Annotated in this window: 14 protein-coding genes; 11 read left to right on the top strand and 3 right to left on the bottom strand. The window is 35.2% G+C overall.

The genetic code is table 11. The annotated features are described in order from the left end of the window. Positions 1–2: 2 nt before the first annotated feature. Together MWU65_RS09085 and miaB are read right to left on the bottom strand one after the other, a co-directional pair. Entirely contained in the window at positions 3–1,280 is a 1,278-nt protein-coding gene (locus MWU65_RS09085; protein WP_247077179.1) for a sigma-54 dependent transcriptional regulator, read from the bottom strand. Between the two features lie 6 nt (positions 1,281–1,286). Next, the gene (gene miaB / locus MWU65_RS09080) at positions 1,287–2,720 is read right to left on the bottom strand and encodes a tRNA (N6-isopentenyl adenosine(37)-C2)-methylthiotransferase MiaB (RefSeq protein WP_247077177.1); all 1,434 of its coding nucleotides are present in this window, start codon (positions 2,718–2,720) and stop codon (positions 1,287–1,289) included. Between the two features lie 145 nt (positions 2,721–2,865). Between miaB and MWU65_RS09075 the strand changes: the two genes are divergently transcribed. From MWU65_RS09075 to MWU65_RS09035, 9 genes are all read left to right on the top strand, one after another. Further along, on the top strand, positions 2,866–3,624 hold the full coding sequence (locus tag MWU65_RS09075; protein ID WP_247077175.1) for a hypothetical protein: 759 nt from the start codon (positions 2,866–2,868) through the stop codon (positions 3,622–3,624). A 138-nt stretch (positions 3,625–3,762) separates the two neighbouring features. After that, a complete protein-coding gene (locus MWU65_RS09070) occupies positions 3,763–4,989 on the top strand; it encodes a hypothetical protein (RefSeq protein WP_247077173.1) in 1,227 nt (408 codons plus the stop codon). Between the two features lie 118 nt (positions 4,990–5,107). Next, complete coding sequence (gene topA, locus MWU65_RS09065) at positions 5,108–7,609, top strand: type I DNA topoisomerase (protein WP_247077171.1); 2,502 nt, start codon at positions 5,108–5,110, stop codon at positions 7,607–7,609. Between the two features lie 2 nt (positions 7,610–7,611). Then, complete coding sequence (locus MWU65_RS09060; RefSeq protein WP_247077169.1) at positions 7,612–8,769, top strand: formimidoylglutamase; 1,158 nt, start codon at positions 7,612–7,614, stop codon at positions 8,767–8,769. A 115-nt stretch (positions 8,770–8,884) separates the two neighbouring features. Further along, positions 8,885–10,246 carry a gliding motility lipoprotein GldK gene (gene gldK, locus MWU65_RS09055; protein WP_247077167.1) on the top strand — a complete coding sequence of 454 codons (1,362 nt, stop codon included), beginning with the start codon at positions 8,885–8,887 and terminating at the stop codon, positions 10,244–10,246. Positions 10,247–10,303: 57 nt separating this feature from the next. Then, positions 10,304–10,957 carry a gliding motility protein GldL gene (gene gldL / locus MWU65_RS09050; RefSeq protein ID WP_247077165.1) on the top strand — a complete coding sequence of 218 codons (654 nt, stop codon included), beginning with the start codon at positions 10,304–10,306 and terminating at the stop codon, positions 10,955–10,957. A gap of 55 nt (positions 10,958–11,012) precedes the next feature. Continuing rightward, positions 11,013–12,572 carry a gliding motility protein GldM gene (gene gldM, locus MWU65_RS09045; RefSeq protein ID WP_247077164.1) on the top strand — a complete coding sequence of 520 codons (1,560 nt, stop codon included), beginning with the start codon at positions 11,013–11,015 and terminating at the stop codon, positions 12,570–12,572. Positions 12,573–12,646: 74 nt separating this feature from the next. Further along, a complete protein-coding gene (gldN, locus tag MWU65_RS09040) occupies positions 12,647–13,546 on the top strand; it encodes a gliding motility protein GldN (protein ID WP_247077163.1) in 900 nt (299 codons plus the stop codon). A gap of 105 nt (positions 13,547–13,651) precedes the next feature. Next, the gene (locus tag MWU65_RS09035; RefSeq protein WP_247077162.1) at positions 13,652–14,716 is read left to right on the top strand and encodes an FAD-dependent oxidoreductase; all 1,065 of its coding nucleotides are present in this window, start codon (positions 13,652–13,654) and stop codon (positions 14,714–14,716) included. Here MWU65_RS09035 and MWU65_RS09030 read toward each other — a convergent pair. Continuing rightward, entirely contained in the window at positions 14,697–15,080 is a 384-nt protein-coding gene (locus MWU65_RS09030) for a DUF983 domain-containing protein (RefSeq protein WP_247077161.1), read from the bottom strand. The two genes, MWU65_RS09035 and MWU65_RS09030, sit on opposite strands and share 20 nt — an antisense overlap. A gap of 63 nt (positions 15,081–15,143) precedes the next feature. Here MWU65_RS09030 and MWU65_RS09025 point away from each other — a divergent pair, with 63 nt between their 5' ends. Together MWU65_RS09025 and MWU65_RS09020 are read left to right on the top strand one after the other, a co-directional pair. Next, positions 15,144–17,054, top strand: a complete 1,911-nt coding sequence (locus MWU65_RS09025) for an ABC-F family ATP-binding cassette domain-containing protein (protein WP_247077160.1) — start codon at positions 15,144–15,146, stop codon at positions 17,052–17,054. Between the two features lie 155 nt (positions 17,055–17,209). After that, positions 17,210–18,088: a leucine-rich repeat domain-containing protein gene (locus MWU65_RS09020; RefSeq protein WP_247077159.1), complete on the top strand. Its 879-nt coding sequence runs from the start codon at positions 17,210–17,212 to the stop codon at positions 18,086–18,088. Positions 18,089–18,102: the final 14 nt, after the last annotated feature.

The raw sequence follows: 18,102 nt of genomic DNA, 5'->3' as shown, positions 1-18,102 counted from the left end.
AATTATAAATCAAACTGTTTTATTTTCCGATACAAGGTGCGTTCAGATATACCTAATTCTGTAGCGGCTGCTTTTCTTTTTCCTTTGTTTCGGTCTAAGGATTTTTTAATGAGTTCTATTTCTTTATCTTGTAAAGATAGGGTTTCTTCTTCTTCTATTTCTTCAGCAAAATGGTATTTATCATCTTGTGGCTTAACGGGAGGTGTAATTTCTTCCTGCTTTCGCTCAGCGTTTGGCAATTGTAAAAAATCCGAAGATTCATTTTCGGCTTCTTCATAATCGGTATCATTATCCCCATATATTTTTTGAATGAGATGTTCATTCTCTTCTTGTACTTTTTCACTGTCATTATTTTTCATTAATTCCAGTGTCAATTTTTTAAGATCATTAAGATCAGCTTTCATGTCAAAAAGCACTTTGTAGAGGATCTCTCTCTCATTACTAAAATCGCCTTCCTTTTTTTCCTTATTTACAATGGCGGGCAAATTAGAGTTTCCTGCATTTGGTAAATAGCCATTAAGACATGCAAGTGATATGTTTCGTTCCGATTCCAATACAGAGATTTGTTCGGCCACATTTCTCAGCTGACGAATATTACCAGCCCATCTAAATTTTTGTAATAAATTAATGGCGTCATCTGCCAAGCGTATTGTTGGCATTTTGTATTTCTGCCCAAAATCTGAGGCAAATTTCCGAAACAACAAATGGATATCATCTTGCCGTTCTCGCAATGGTGGAATATTTATATCTACTGTACTTAATCTGTAATATAAATCTTCTCTAAATTTTCCTTTTTTAATGGCCTCAAACATATTGACGTTGGTGGCAGCTACGATTCTTACATTGGTTTTTTGAGTTTGGGAAGACCCTACTTTTAAGAACTCTCCATTTTCTAGTACCCGTAACAAACGCACTTGAGTGGTAAGCGGTAATTCTCCTACTTCATCCAAAAAAATGGTACCTCCGTCTGTCACCTCAAAATATCCATTTCTGGTTGAAGTTGCACCTGTAAAAGCCCCTTTTTCGTGACCAAATAGCTCACTGTCAATTGTTCCTTCTGGGATGGCTCCACAGTTCACGGCAATATATTTGGCGTGTTTTCTGTGAGACAAGGAATGAATAATTTTAGGAATGGCTTCTTTACCTACCCCACTTTCTCCGGTTACCAAAACAGAAATATCGGTAGGAGCAACTTGAATTGCCTTTTCTATGGCGCGATTTAATTTTACATCGTTTCCAATGATTTCAAATCGTTGTTTTATAGCTTGTACTGATTCCATATGCTGTTACTTTTTAACAATGCTCCCCAGTAATGTTCCAGTGGTGCATTTTTCAATCTTTACATTTACAAACTCCCCAATAGTGCTGTTTTCCTTAGGAAAAACAACTACTGAATTTTGTGAATTTCGACCCATCCAATGTTCATTAGATCTTTTAGATTCTCCTTCTATCAATACTTCATCAATCTTACCTATGCGCTGTTCCAATCGGTAGCCAGAATGTTGTCTTTGCAAGGCTATTATTTCTGCTAATCTTCTTTTTTTATCTGCCTCTGGTACATCATCTTCTAATTTCCTAGCAGCCATTGTTCCTGGTCTTTCAGAATAGGAATACATATAACCAAAATCATATTTTACATGTTCTAAAAGCGATAAAGTGTCTTGGTGGTCTTCTTCTGTCTCGGTAGGAAAACCAGCAATCATATCTTGAGAAATTCCGCAATCTGGAATTATTTTCCGAATGTTGTCTATCAATTCAAAATACTCCACTCTTGTGTGTAAGCGATTCATTGCTTTTAATATCCGATCACTTCCGCTTTGCACCGGAAGGTGAATATGGTTGCAAATGTTAGAGTAGCTAGCCATAGTTTCAATTACATCCAAGGTTAAATCTTGCGGATTAGAAGTAGAAAAACGAATACGCATTTTAGGTTGTGCAATTGCTGTCATTTCTAATAACTTAGCAAAATTTACAGCGGTTGCTTTCTGAATGTCGGTCGCTTGATCAAAATCTTTTTTTAGTCCGCCACCATACCAAAGGTAGCTGTCTACATTCTGACCTAAAAGCGTAATTTCTTTATATCCCTTGCTCCATAGGTCATTTACTTCTTCTAAAATGGATTGTGGTTCTCTACTGCGTTCTCTTCCTCTTGTAAAGGGAACAACACAAAATGTACACATATTATCGCAACCACGAGTAATGGAAACATAGGCCGAAATTCCGTTGGTGTTTAGGCGTACTGGTGCAATGTCTCCGTAGGTTTCTTCTTTGGAAAGAAGCACATTGATAGCATTTCTGCCTTCGTCTATTTCTTTTATTAGATTGGGTAAATCTTTGTAGGCATCTGGTCCTACCACCATATCTACAATTTTTTCTTCTTCAAGAAATTTATTTTTTAAACGTTCTGCCATACAGCCCAAAACACCAACTTTTAAATGGGGTCTTGTTCTCTTTACCGCATTAAATTTTTCCAGTCGTTTGCGAATGGTTAATTCTGCTTTTTCACGAATGGAACAGGTGTTTACCAAGACTAAATCAGCATCTTCTAAAACATCGGTGGTATTAAAGCCTTCCTTAGCCAAAATGGAGGCTACAATCTCACTATCAGAAAAATTCATAGCACAGCCATAGCTTTCTATATAAAGCTTACGGGTATTGTCTTTTTTGTTTGTGATGGATAAGGTGTTTCCTTGAACCGTTTCGTCTATAACTTTCTCCATTTGCGTTATTCTTCTGTCTTCATCAATTTAATGTGCAAAGATAGCACTAAATATAAAAATGTGACAATATGACAGTTATTTTTAATACTTTTTTAGGAGTCTTTCATCAAGAATTTTAATTTTGGGCTCTAAAAGTAAAATATAAATGAATTTTGAAACTGTAAGTCAGAAAATTGATGCCAGAAAAACACTAGATTTTGGAGGTATTATTAATAGTTCTATAGCATTATTTAAAGAAGTATGGCTGCAGGGCTTTATTGTGGTCTTGTTAAATTTCCTTTGTTTTATACCTCTAATTGTACTTTTTTACATCCCCCTTATTATTATGGGAGTGACAGATCCAGAACTTGTTAAAAGTGAAGATCCTCCAGCTATTTTAATTATCGCGTCGGCCTTGCTTATGCCTTTATTAATGGTAGGGGCTATGTATGTGGCCTTAACTTTAACGGCGGGTTTTTATAGAATTTGCAAGCATAAGGATTTAAAAATAGTGGGTACTGAAAGCTATTTTTATTTTTTCAATACGGCGTATAGGGGAAAAATATTAAAATTATCCTTTTACAGTATAGGGCTTTCAATTGTGGGACTTCTGGCTTGTGGTATAGGGCTATTTTACTTTATTGTGCCTTTTGCCTTGTTTCCTGTTTTTTTAGCCTTTGATAAGGAATTGACTGCCTTAGAAATTGTAAAATCTAGTTTTGCATTGGGCAATAAACATTGGTTTGTCATTTTTGGTTTATTGTTTGTAATGGGGCTTTTAGCAGAACTTGGGGTTTTCCTATGTTTTGTAGGCTTGTTGTTTACAGCAATGTTGTCTAAAATTCCAGCCTATTATGTTTATAAAAAGGGGGTAGGTTTCCCTGCGGATTCTGATGAGACATCTAACATTACCACGGATTTCTAAACTTTTTTGGAGCTTTAGTTTTGGGTTTTTCAGTATACATTTAAACGAATACCTAGCCTGTTGCGTTTGCAATTCCCTTTAGAGCAACGCAACCATTTGTCTTGTTTTGTATCTATGTTAAAACAATCAGTACTTTTTATGAATAAGATGCTATGGCTTGCTTTGGTCTTTGTTGCTTTTATTTCGTGTAGTGAAGATCTAGACGACAGTAAGTTTGCAGATTATTTAGTGGCAAAACCAGTGACCATTAGCATTGCCGAATTTGAAAAAGGTGGCGATATTATTGCGCCAAGACCTATTGAAGAATCAGGGAAAATATATGCGTATGAAGACTATATTTTTGTAAATGATGCCTACAAGGGAATACATTTAATAGACAATAGCAATCCTAAAAATCCAGTGAAAAGGGCATTTATCAATATTGCAGGTAATGTAGATATTTCGGTAAAGGACAATTTTTTATATGCCGATAGTATGCAAGATTTATTGGTGTTTGATATTTCTAATATGGATAATATTAAGCTTGTAAATAGACTGAAAGGTGTTTTACGGGATAATATTGTTTGGCCTACAGCAGAAATATATGAGTGGGAAGATATCGATACCAATAAAGAGATTCAAGTTGGTTGGAAGGTTGTTACGGAGCGAAGGTTAAAAGTTGAAGTGCAAAACCGATTTGAAAATATTGATATTATGGCAATGGCCGATGCATCAGTGGGACAAGGAGGTTCCTTAGCTCGGTTTAAAATTGTTTCAGATTACCTCTATGCTGTAGATAATCATTCCATCAATGTTTTTGATATCTCAGACCTAGAAAACCCTAAAGATTTAGATGATGTATATGCTGGTTTTGATATTGAAACTATTTTTAATAGGGATAACCATTTGTTTTTAGGAAGCAAAAGCGGAATGTATATCTATGATATAACAAACCCTTCAATTCCAGAATTTGTGTCAGAATTTCAACATGGTACAGCCTGTGATCCTGTTGTTGTAGCTGGGGATTACGCCTATGTTACCTTGCGCGGAGGTAATGCTTGTGGGGCAACGGAAAGCGGATTGTTTATTATTGATATTTCTGATATAACGACACCAGTTTTGGCAAAAATGTATGCCTTAGATGGTCCTTATGGATTGGGAATAAAGGATGAAAAACTTTTTGTGTGTGATGGAGATTCTGGTTTACGGGTGTTTGATAAGACAGATGTTGATAATCTGGTTGAAATAAATCATTTTAAAGACATTATCACCTTTGATGTTATTCCTCGGGAAGAAAATTTAATTATGATTGGAGATGATATTTTATATCAATACGAATATTTAGAAGATGGAATAGCCTTATTAAGTAGGCTTAATTTAGAATAATTACTAACTCAGAATGAGAAAGGCCACCATTTTTAGGTGGTCTTTTTTTATGCCTATTACTTATATAATATGTAGAATAAAAAAATTGACATACTTTTGTTAAACCAAAAACCAATCAATGGCGAAGAATTTAGTAATTGTGGAGTCACCCGCAAAGGCAAAAACGATAGAGAAATTTTTAGGAAAAGATTTTAAGGTAGAGTCCAGTTTTGGGCATATCGCAGATTTACCATCCAAAGAATTAGGAGTAGATGTAGAAAATGATTTTGCACCTAAATATATTGTAGATGGAGAAAAGAAAAAACTTGTAAAAAAACTTAAGGATTTAGCAGATAAGGCAGAAATAATTTGGTTGGCGAGTGATGAGGATCGAGAAGGAGAAGCAATTTCTTGGCATTTGGCCGAAGAATTAAAACTAGATAAAAGCAAGACAAGAAGAATTGTTTTTAACTCTATCACAAAGTCTGCCATTCAGAAAGCCATAGAAAACCCAAGAGAGATTAACTATAATTTGGTAAATGCACAACAAGCACGAAGAGTTTTAGATAGATTGGTTGGGTATGAGTTGTCTCCTGTTCTTTGGAAAAAAATTAAGCCAGGCTTATCTGCAGGTCGTGTACAATCTGTAGCGGTTAGATTAATAGTAGAACGAGAAAGAGATATTGAAGGTTTTACCGCAGAAGCCTCTTATAAGGTAGTCGCTGAGTTTGAAACAGCATCAGGAAGTAGTTTTTCGGCGAAAATAAATAAGACTTTTTCTAGTAAAAAAGGAGCAGAAGATTTTTTAACTAAGAATATTGGAGCTAAGTTTTCCATTGCTAATTTAGATAAGAAACCGGCTAAAAAATCTCCAGCAGCACCATTTACTACCTCAACCTTGCAGCAAGAAGCTGCTCGGAAGTTGTATTTTTCTGTGGGTAGAACCATGCAAGTTGCACAGCGGTTGTATGAGGCTGGTATGATTACCTATATGAGAACAGATAGTGTTAACCTGTCTCAAGAAGCCTTAGATGCAGCAAAAGAAGCGATTGTAGATAATTACGGAAAAGAATATAGTGAAGTTCGTAATTTTGTAGGCAAGACCAAAGGCGCACAAGAAGCGCATGAAGCGGTTAGGCCTACAGATATGACACGGCAATCTCCGTCCTTAGAAAGGGATCAAGCGAGACTTTACGAGCTTATCTGGAAACGTACGTTGGCATCACAGATGAGCGATGCACAACTAGAAAGAACCAATGTTAAAATTAAAGCAGATAAGCATTCAGAAGAATTTACTGCCAACGGTGAGGTAATCAAGTTTGACGGTTTCTTAAAAGTGTATTTGGAAGGTACTGATGATGAAGAAAATGGTGAGGAGCAAGAAGGAATGCTTCCTGCTATGAAAGTAGGAGAATCTTTAGCGAATAATTTTATTACGGCAACGGAGCGTTTTTCAAGGGCTCCCTACCGATATACAGAAGCTTCTTTGGTTAAGAAGTTAGAAGAATTAGGAATTGGAAGACCGTCAACCTATGCGCCAACAATTTCTACCATCCAAAACAGAGGATATGTAGAAAAAGGAACAATAGATGGTGTAGAAAGAAAATACACACAACTGGTTTTAAAATCAGATAAATTAAAAGAAAAGGGTCTCACAGAAACTGTGGGTTCTGACAAGGGTAAAATGGTGCCTACAGATATAGGTATGATAGTAACCGATTTCTTAGTGAGTCATTTTGAAACAATTTTGGATTATAATTTCACGGCCAAAGTAGAAGAAGATTTTGATGAGATTGCTGCCGGACATGAAGACTGGGGCAAGGTAATGAAGAATTTTTACAAAGACTTTCACCCTAAGGTAGAAGATGTAGAGCAAAATGCAGAGCGAGCCAGTGGTGAGCGTATTTTAGGTACAGACCCAAAGTCAGGAAGACAAGTGTCTGTACGTTTGGGTAGGTTTGGACCTATGGTACAAGTAGGAACTGCAGAAGAAGAAGAGAAACCTTTATTTGCTAGCCTATTGCCAGAGCATTCTTTAGCTTCTATTTCTTTTGAAGAAGCAATGGAACTTTTTAAATTGCCAAGAGATTTGGGAGAATATGAAGGCGAAGAAGTTTCTGCTAATGTGGGTAGGTTTGGCCCTTATGTAAAATTTGGTAAAAAGTTTATCTCTATGGAAAAAGGAGAAAGCGCCTTAGATATTACCAAAGAGAGAGCTGTAGAACTCATTGTAGAAAAGCAAAAAGCAGATGCGCCAATTGCTTCCTATGAAGATATGGAGGTTACTAAAGGTGTTGGACGTTTTGGGCCCTTTATAAAGTGGAACGGAATGTTTATCAATGTGAATAAAAAATACGATTACGATACGCTTTCCAAGGCAGATATAGAAGAGTTGATAGAAGCCAAGAAACAAAAGGAAATAGATAAGCTAATTCAAGAATGGCCAGAAGAAGGTATTCGCATTGAAAAAGCGAGGTGGGGTAGACACAATGTGCTTAAAGGAAAAATTAAAGTAGAATTAGCAAAAACAGTTGATGCTACTAAAATTTCCTTGGAAGAGGCCAAAGAAATGATTGCCAAAAAAACACCAAAGAAGAAAGCTAAGGCAAAAGCAAAAGCAAAACCTAAGACTAAAAAGTAATTATGGCATTTGATTTTTTGGTGCCAGTGGCAGATAAGGTTTTGGCACATTGCGAGTTGCTTCCTCCTCAGGCACTGGGAAAGAAAATATACAAACACACTAAAAGAGATGGCTTACCAGTATTGGCACTAGCTAATATTGCCATTATTGGTGTCAATGAATCCAGAAATGCCTTTGAAAAAAAACCAGAACAATTAGATGTTTCGGCTATACGCTTAGAATTCTATAAATTAATGATGGGGAATTGGAATTCCTCTATTGTAGATTTAGGAGATATTAATGCCGGGCAAGAGGTTAGTGATACTTATTTTGTAGTAAAGGAAATAATAGCTGAACTTTTGGAAGAAAATATCATTCCAATCGTAATAGGGCCAACACAAGATATTACCTATCCTTGCTATAGGGCATTTGACGGCCTTAAAAAAATGATTAATCTTGTAAATATAGATAGTCGGTTTGATTTTGGAGATCATGAAGAGTTGATATCTTCCCATTCTTACATGAGTAAGATTATAACCGATAAGCCCAATAATCTTTTTAACTTTTCTAATATAGGATACCAAAGTTATTTTAACTCTCAAGAAGAGATAGATCTAATGGAGCGTCTTTTTTTTGATGCCTATCGTTTGGGAGAAGTTACCTCCAATATTGCTTTAATAGAGCCTCTACTGAGAAATGCTAATATTGTTAGTTTAGATGCCAGGGCTATCCGGGCAAGTGAAGTAGGTATGTTGGATAATTTTTCACCCAACGGCTTTACAGGAAGAGAAATCTGTGCAATTGCCAGGTATGCCGGTATTAGCGATAAAGTAGCTGTGTTTGGCTTGTTTGAAAGCGAAAATTCTAGGCAGTCCTTTCAGCTCATGGCACAAATAATATGGTATTTTATAGAAGGGTATAATTTTAGAATACAAGAAGTACCCTATATCAATAAAGAAGACTTCACAAAGTATATCGTTCCTACAGACTCCCAGGAATTAGTCTTTTATAAAAGTAATCTAACCGAGAGGTGGTGGGTAGAAGTACCATCAATTTTAGATTCATATAATAAAAGCGAAATCGCTGCGTTATTACCCTGCACCAAGGATGATTATGTTGAGGCTACCAACCAAGACATACCAGAAAGGTGGTTTAAGGCTTTTAAAAAAGGACTTAATTAAAAAATTAGTGTAATTAACGTGTCTTGATACAATAATTCATTTAAAATGAAGTTTTAATGAGTAATAATTGTGATTAAGAACCAGAATATCTTAAATCGAAATTTAACCTATAATTATGAAGAAACTATTGTTACTATCCATGGGATTTGTTTTTCTACTTAGCAGTTGTGGTAAGTCGGGAGCAAAAGGAGAATTGGTAGGAGCCCAAGGAAAAAAATGGTATCCAGAGAAACCCTATGGAATGGAATTGATCCCTAGAGGATCATTTATTATGGGTAAGTCTGAAGAAGACCAAGCACAAGCATTAAACGCGCCAACTAAAACAGTTACGGTGACTTCTTTTTATATGGATGATACCGAAATTACAAATAGTGAATACCGTCAATTTGTTGATTGGGTAAAAGATTCAATTACAAGAACCAAATTAGCAATATTAGCAGATGAACTAGGTTTGAGTCCAGAAGACGGAGGAATTGGAGATTTTGCTTTTAAAGATGCAGATACTACTAAAATGTCTGAGTATGACAAATATATGTTAGATAATTACAGTGGTGGTGGTCCAACAGGATATGAAGGTAGAGCATTAAACAGAGATGAAAGTCTTGTTTGGGATACGTCTGAATATCCCGATGAATATTATGTTGAGGTGATGGATAAGTTATACATCCCTGAAGCAGAGGCATACAATGGTCAACGTACTATAGATGTTACACAACTTGTATATAAATACAGTTGGATGGATATTGAAGCGGCAGCTAGAGCCAAAGGTAAAGGCAGTAGAAAAGATTTTATCAAACAGGTAGAATTACCCATTTACCCTGATACAACTGTATGGATTAAAGATTTCGAATATTCGTACAATGAACCAATGCACAACGATTATTTCTGGCATGACGCCTATAGTGATTATCCTGTAGTAGGGGTAACCTGGGATCAAGCAACAGCGTTTTGTAATTGGAGAACAAAATTTAAAAATGACGATCAAAAAGGAAGAGGCAAACAGTTTGTAAATAAATTTCGATTACCAACGGAAGCAGAATGGGAATATGCGGCAAGAGGTGGTATTGAAGGCGGAATGTACCCATGGGGAGGTCCTTATGTAATTAGTGACACCGGTTGTTATATGGCCAACTTTAAACCACAACGTGGAGATTATGCAGCAGATGCGGCATTGTATACAGTAGAGGCAAAATCTTTTGAGCCCAATGAATTTAACTTATACAATATGGCTGGTAATGTTTCTGAATGGACCAACTCTAGTTTTGACCCAAGTACCTATGATTTTGTTTCTACAATGAATCCTAATGGAGGAGATAGTAGTAATGATAGAAGAGTAATACGAGGAGGTTCTTGGAAAGACGTTGCGTATTTCTTACAAGTATCAACAAGAGATTATGAATACCGTGATTCAGCTAGAAGCTATATTGGCTTTAGAACGGTACAAGATTATATGGGAGAAGAAGATTCTACCAACTAAACAACAATCCGAATAAATTTAACCCTAAATACTTATATTAAACCTAAAATTAAAATTATGGCACAATCAAAATCAACAAAGAAATTATTTAACATGGCTTATGGCCTTGGAGCGTCAGTAGTAATTATTGGAGCATTATTTAAAATTCTTCACTGGGAATTAGGACCTTTAAATGGAGGGGTACTATTAGCTGTTGGTCTTATAACAGAAGCACTTATTTTTGCAATTAGTGCATTTGAACCTCTAGAAGACGAACTAGATTGGTCTTTAGTGTACCCTGAATTAGAAGGCGGTCAAGCTTCTTCTAAAAAGAAAAGTGACGCTCAAGAAGTGAAAGAAGCTGAAGCATCATTATCTAAAAAATTAGATGAAATGTTAAAAGAAGCTGGAGTAGATGCAGAATTAATGGGAAGTCTTGGTAATAGCATCAAGAACTTTGAAGGTGCTGCCAAAGGAATTGCACCAACTGTTGATGCAATGGAATCTACTAAAAAGTATTCTGATGAAATGGTGCAAGCTGCATCTCAAATGGAGTCATTAAATAGCTTGTACAAAGTACAGTTAGAAAGTGCTAGTAAACAAGCATCAATAAATGAAGAGGTAGTTCAAAATTCTTCAGCATTGAAAGACCAAATGTCATCATTGGCAACAAACCTATCGTCCTTAAATGGAGTATATGGTGGTATGTTATCAGCAATGAGTAAAAACTAATTAGTAAATACTAATAACCCCAAATCAAATTATTAATTAATACTAATTAGAAAATATGGCATCAGGAAAAGATTCTCCACGGCAGAAAATGGTAAACTTAATGTACTTAGTTTTCATTTGTATGCTGGCGTTAAATATGAGTAAAGAAGTTCTAGCAGCATTCGGTCTAATGAATGAGAAGATGGAAGTTTCTAACAAGAAAACAACAGATAACAACATAGCTTTCTTAGAAGGTCTTGAAACAAAGGCTTCAGAAGATGCGGCTAAATATGCTGAAGATTATAAAAAAGCTCAGAAAGTACAGAAACTTTCACAAGAGTATTATGATTATTTAGAAGCGCTTAAAAATGCGATGACTAAAGAAGTTGAAGATCCAACAGATTACCAAGTAATGGATAAGTCAGATTACTTGGATCAAAAATTCTTCAATGGAGAGGGTTTAGCAGAAGGCGGTAAAGAATTCATGCAAAAAATTAAAGATTACCGTGCTGAAGTATCACTATTGGTGCCTGCAGGTTTAAAAGAATCCGTAGTTGCTAGGTTTGAAACTGGTGATGCTAATGGTAAGGTAGAGAAGAAAGACAAAACCAAGCAAGATTGGATAAACTATCATTATGAAGGTTTCCCTTTAATTGCTTCTTTAACAAAAATAACTGCCTTACAGTCAGATATTAAATCTACAGAGGAAGATGCTTTAAAAGCAATGTTAGAAGGTAATTTAACAAGTCAAGTTTCGTTAAAGAACTTTGCTACTTCACTTGATGCTACGAAGTCTGCGTATTACACAGGCGAAAAGTACGATGGTAAGATCATTATTAGTAAAACTGATAATTCTTCGAAACCAGTAAAAGCAGCATTAACCTTAGATGGTAGAAAGCTTTCTGAAGGAACAGATTATACCTTAGAAGATGGTGGTGTAAAAATGTTGATCAGTGCAGGTACTGCTGGAGATCATACTATTGCAGGGCAGTTGTTTTTTATGCAAGATGGTGTTGAAATTCCGGTTGATGTAAACAATTCTTTTGCTACAATTAGTATGCCTAACGCAGCACTTATTGCAGCTGATAAGATGAATGTAGTTTACCGTGGTGTTGCAAACCCAATGACAATCTCTATACCTGGTATACCAAACAATAAAGTAAGAGCTTCTGCTCCTGGTTTAAAAGCGGTAAGTGGTAGTAAGTATGTTATGACGCCAGGTACTGGTAGAACGGTAAAGATTACTGCTTCTGGAACATTGCCTGATGGTAAGCCAATTAATTCTTCATCAGAATTTAGAATTAAAGATATACCAAGTCCAACAGGTTCTATTAGAGGAGAAACAGGTAGTGTTAAAATGCCTCGTACAAATTTAGAAGTGTCAACGATCGGTGCCATTTTGGATGATTTTGATTTCGATTTAAACATCGGAGTGAGCGGATTTAAATTTAAAGTTCCTGGACAACCAACAATAGTTGTAAAAGGAAGAAAATTAGACAGTAGAGCAATATCTGCTTTAAAAAGAGCAAAAAGAGGTGATATGGTTCAGATCTTTGATATTGAAGCCTACATTACAAACAATAAAAGCTATAGGTTGAAGAAAGTTTCTAGTGTACTTGTAGAAATTACAAACTAGAATAATAAGTGAACTATATGCAAGCTACTAGATAACTAGTAGCTTGTATTTAGCTTAAAAAATAAAATTTAAAGATGAATTGGAAAAACATTTTATTAGTAGGATTTGTAGCAACATTTTCGCTATCGGCTATGGGGCAATCAAATATTTTGAATGCTAAAAAGCCATCAGAAATTGGAGTTAAAACAGAGGCTCAAATAAAGAAAGATAATGACGGTCCATTAAAATACGGTTACGTAGACGACAGAGATATGTTGTGGTCAACTACCATATGGGAAGTTATTGACTTGGATGAGCGTGTGAATTTTCCACTGTATTACCCCGTAGATACAATAGACATAGGTAAAGATAGAAGATCTTTGTACCATGTTATTATGAAAGGCATTAAAGAAGGAAAATTAGAGGTGTATGCCGATTCTTACTTTACTGAAAAAAGACAATTAAGTGATCTTAAGGCCTCTATGCAAAAGGTAGATACTACCGATTATGGTTACGATCAGTTTAATGCAGGTGAAGCAGTTTCTCCAGAGTATATTAACAAAAGAGATCTTGTTGCTGCCGATTTGGAAGAATACCTAATTAAAGGAGTTTGGTATTTTGACAAAAGACAGGGAGAATTAAAATACCGGTTGTTAGGTATTGCTCCAGTAGCACCAGATGTTAACTTTATTGACGATGAGTCTGTCGCTATGGAAGGTAATAAAATTCCACTTTTCTGGGTATGGTATCCAGATGCTCGGCAAATTTTGCATGAAGCAAAGGTCTTTAACCAAAGAAATACCGCTAGTCCAATATCGTTTGATATGTTGTTAAACTCTAGAAGGTTTAATGCGGTTATTTACAAAGAAGAGAATGTACATGGCGATCGTGAAATTAAAGATTATATTTCAGACAATGCCTTGTTCCAATTGCTTGAGTCTAAAAGAATTAAAGAGGCTATCAGGGATAGAGAACAAGATATGTGGAGCTATTAAATGTTTTAGAATTCCAATTCAAAAATAAAATTAAACTCTCTTGGATATTTTTCCAAGAGAGTTTTTTTATGGTATAAATCCAGCTACTTTCTATACTTTTGCGGGATGGTAGATTATTTGGTTATAGGTTTAGGTTTGGCGGGTATTGCAATGTGTGAGACCTTAGAAAAGAACCAAAATAGTTTTAAAGTAATTGCAGATGAATCTCAGACGTCTTCTGTGGTAGCAGGGGGTTTATACAATCCTGTTATTCTAAAAAGGTTTACCCTGGCCTGGAACGCCAAAGAACAATTAAGCATTGCCTTGCCATTGTACAAAAATTTAGAAGTTAAGTTGCAGCTGCAGCTCGATTATAAGATTCCTGTATTGCGTAAATTTGCCTCCATAGAAGAACAGAATTTGTGGTTTGAGGCTTTAGATAAGCCACAATTACATCACTTTTTATCTCCCAAAATTATTCAAAATAAGAACCCTAATATTGATGCTCCCTTTGGCTACGGTGAAGTTTTAGACACAGGAAGGATAGATACCAAGACCCTTTTATTGGCCTATAAGGCATACCTTGAAAGAAAGGAAGCGTTGTGCAATGAAACTTTTGAGTTTTCAGAATTAAAAGTAGAAAACCACAGTGTTTCATACAAAGGTATTATAGCTAAAAGAATAGTATTTGCCACAGGTTTTGGATTACAAGGCAATCCGTATTTTAATTATTTACCGCTACATGGAACCAAGGGTGAGTTATTAACCATTAAGGCACCAGAGCTAAAAGAAAATAAGGTGGTAAAATCATCCGTTTTTATTATTCCAATGGGGAATGATTTGTACCGAATTGGAGCTACATATAATAGGGATGATAAAACCAATAATGTGTCTGCGGAGGCAAAAGAAGAACTCTTAAAAAAATTAGATACATTTTTAAAGTGTTCCTATGAGGTTGTAGATCACAAAGCTGGTATACGGCCTACAGTTGCAGATCGTAAACCATTGGTTGGAGAGCACCCAAAATTTAAAAATGTCTTTGTTTTAAACGGTTTTGGTTCACGAGGGGTGATGACCGGACCTTATGCAGCCCTTCAGTTGTATAATTTTATAGAGCAGAAGACCCCAATTGCTTCAGAAATAGATTGTAAACGCTTTCTGAAAAGATATATTACTTCTTTACAGCAGTAGGATCATAATGAATAAACAGATTAATCCAAATATTTCTTGATAACCGCATAATGACTGGCATAAAAGCGACTAAGGTTCCAACAATACACAAAAAGCTGACAAATAAGCTCGTTTCAATCCATAAAAATGAAATCATAAAGGCGGCAACTGAAAAAGCAATCCCTACTCCGTAACTAACGTACATTGCACCATAAAAAAAAGACGGTTCTATTTTATATTTAGTGTTGCAATGTGAGCAACGCTCGAACATATTAAATATATTTGCCATTCTGTACGGATTTTTGTCCGTATACATACTTTCTAGATGGCATTTTGGACAAGTTCCTGTTAAAATACTATAGAGTTTGTTTCCTTTTTTTAACATTTGCAAAAGTTTTTACAAATGTATCATTTTGATGAATTTAAAAGCTAATAATAGTTATAAAATATGCTTAATATACACAACCTATCTGTCTCTTTTGGAGGAGAATATTTATTTGAAGAAATATCGTTTCGACTAAGCCCGGGAAACCGTGTTGGACTGATAGGAAAAAATGGTGCTGGAAAATCCACCTTATTAAAATTACTATCTAAAGAAATGCCCTTGGATAGTGGTACAATTGCATCAGACAAGGATGTGAAAATAGGATTCTTAAAACAAGATATCGACTTTGTGGAAGGAAGGTCTGTACTTGAAGAATCGTATCAGGCATTTGAAGAGATTAAGGAGTTAGAGGGGAAGCTAGATTCTATAAACCATCAATTGGCAGAACGTACAGACTACGAAAGTGAAAGTTATAGTCAGCTTATAGTAGACTTAAATGATATCACACATCATTATGAAATATTAGGAGGGTATAATTACCAAGGAGAAACGGAAAAAGTACTTCAAGGACTGGGGTTTAGAAGAGAGGATTTTGATAAAAAAACGGAAACCTTTTCTGGGGGTTGGCGAATGCGTATTGAATTGGCAAAACTGTTACTGCAAACTAACGATGTATTGCTATTAGATGAGCCTACCAACCACTTAGATATAGAATCTATTATTTGGTTGGAGCAGTTTTTAAAGGGGTATACAGGATCGGTGGTTATTGTATCACACGATAAAATGTTTTTAGACAATGTCACGAATAGAACCATTGAAATCTCATTGGGTAGAATTTATGATTACAACAAACCGTATTCTAAATATCTCATTCAGCGGAATGAATTAAAGACGCAACAATTAAGTGCCCAGAAAAATCAGGAAAAGCAGATACAACAAACAGAAAAACTGATTGAAAAGTTTAGAGCCAAGGCCTCAAAAGCGTCAATGGCCCAATCGTTGATAAAAAAATTAGACAAGATAGATAGAATTGAGGTTGATGAAGATGATAATAGTGTTATGAGCTTACGCTTTCCTATTTCTGTAACCCCAGGTAAAATAATTGCAGAGATTGAGGACCTGTCTAAAAGTTATGGAGATAACCATGTATTGCAAAACATCGATTTATTAATTGAGAGGGATAGTAAAACTGCATTTGTTGGACAAAACGGGCAAGGGAAATCTACGCTTGCCAAGATAATGGTTGGGGATATCAAATATACGGGACATTTAAAACTAGGTCATAATGTTCAAATAGGATATTTTGCTCAAAATCAAGCCGAGTATTTGGATGGGAGTAAAACCGTTTTGGATACAATGATTGACGCTGCTAATGAAACCAATAGGAGTAAAGTAAGAGATATCTTAGGGTCCTTTTTGTTTCGAGGAGATGAAGCAGATAAGTATGTAAGAGTATTGTCAGGAGGAGAACGCAATCGTTTGGCCTTGGCTAAAATGTTGCTTCAGCCCTTAAATGTCTTGGTTATGGATGAACCTACAAACCATTTAGATATTAAGTCGAAGAATGTTTTAAAACAAGCCTTGCAAAACTTTGAAGGAACTTTGATCTTGGTATCGCACGATAGAGATTTCTTACAAGGATTAACAAACAAGGTATACGAGTTTAAGGATCGTAAAATCAAAGAATACTTAGGCGATATTGATTACTACCTTGATGCGCGTAAAGTAGAAAACTTTAGAGCTATTGAAAAAAAGACAAAAGTAAAGAAGGCTGAGAAAAAAGACGAAAACAAAAAGGTAGAGTATAAAGATCAAAAAAAGATTAAATCCTTGAAGAATAAGTTAAGTTCAGTAGAGAGTGATATTTCTAGTTTGGAAAAAGAAATAAAAAAGATAGACCAAGATCTTTTGCTAAATTACGATGCCACCATAGCAAAGCCTAATTTCTTTGACCAGTATGAAGCGAAAAAGAAAAAACTGAAACAATTAATGAGTACCTGGGAAACCCTTACAATAGATTTAGAAGGGCTATAGGTCTTAAATAGCACCTATCATGTAGGAAATATACCACCTAAATTGTGTGTTTCGCAACAAATATTACCGTTTTTACAGCATTTGAACTAATATTTTTGCTCATTCTCTAATTATATCTTCTCTTTGTACAACAATACTTGTTAAATTAAGTAAAAATGAAGAGAGGATTTATAGTTTTAATTGCGCTATTTTTTGGTATAGTTCAAGCGTTTGGCCAGATTAGTCATAAGGAGGAACAAGCTTTAGTAGATTTATACAATGCTACCAATGGTAGTGAATGGAATAATACATGGGATTTAAATGCTCCTGTAGCTACTTGGAAAGGAGTTACTGTAAAAGAGGATCGCGTTGTAGGTTTAAAATTATTTCGCAATAATCTTCAAGGTACAATTCCACAGAGTATTCATAAATTAAAACACCTAGAGAGTTTAAATCTAGCGTTTAATAGGCTGGAGGGTAATATCCCTGAAACAATTTGTAAATTAACAGAATTAAAAAAGTTAAATTTAGAAATGAATTTGCTCGGTGGCGAATTGCCTCAAAAAATTGGAAAATTAACCCAGTTAGAAAGTTTGGTGTTGTTTAACAATTTAATTACCGGAGAAATTCCTGAAAGTATAGGAGAATTACATAATTTAAAAGAACTCAACGTTTCTAGTAATAAATTGGTTGGAAGGATCCCTGATGAGTTAGGGCTTTTATCTAAGTTAGAAAGTTTGGGACTTTTTGAAAATACCTTGGTTGGTTTTATTCCTTCAGAAATAGGGAATCTTGTTGCACTAAAAGAGTTGGTTATTGCCAATAATCAATTAATGGGAGACATTCCAAAAGAATTTGGGCAGTTGGTAAATTTACAGGTGTTACAACTACAAAATAATAAATTCAATTCATTTAAAAGTTTAGACTTTATAAACTCAAAAGAGATCTTAGTTTTTGATTTTGATGGTAAAGAGCCTGGGTTTAAGTTTAGAGATATAAATGCGGCAAAAACGGGTGTTGCAGAAACAGAATTTGAAGAGGATAAAGAGAATTAGTTAGTTAGTATAAG

It is taken from the genome of Cellulophaga sp. F20128 (genome assembly GCF_023015805.1).
Taxonomy (GTDB): domain Bacteria; phylum Bacteroidota; class Bacteroidia; order Flavobacteriales; family Flavobacteriaceae; genus Cellulophaga.
The sequence above is the reverse complement of the archived record's forward strand: the minus strand, read 5'-3'. Positions and strand labels throughout refer to the sequence as shown.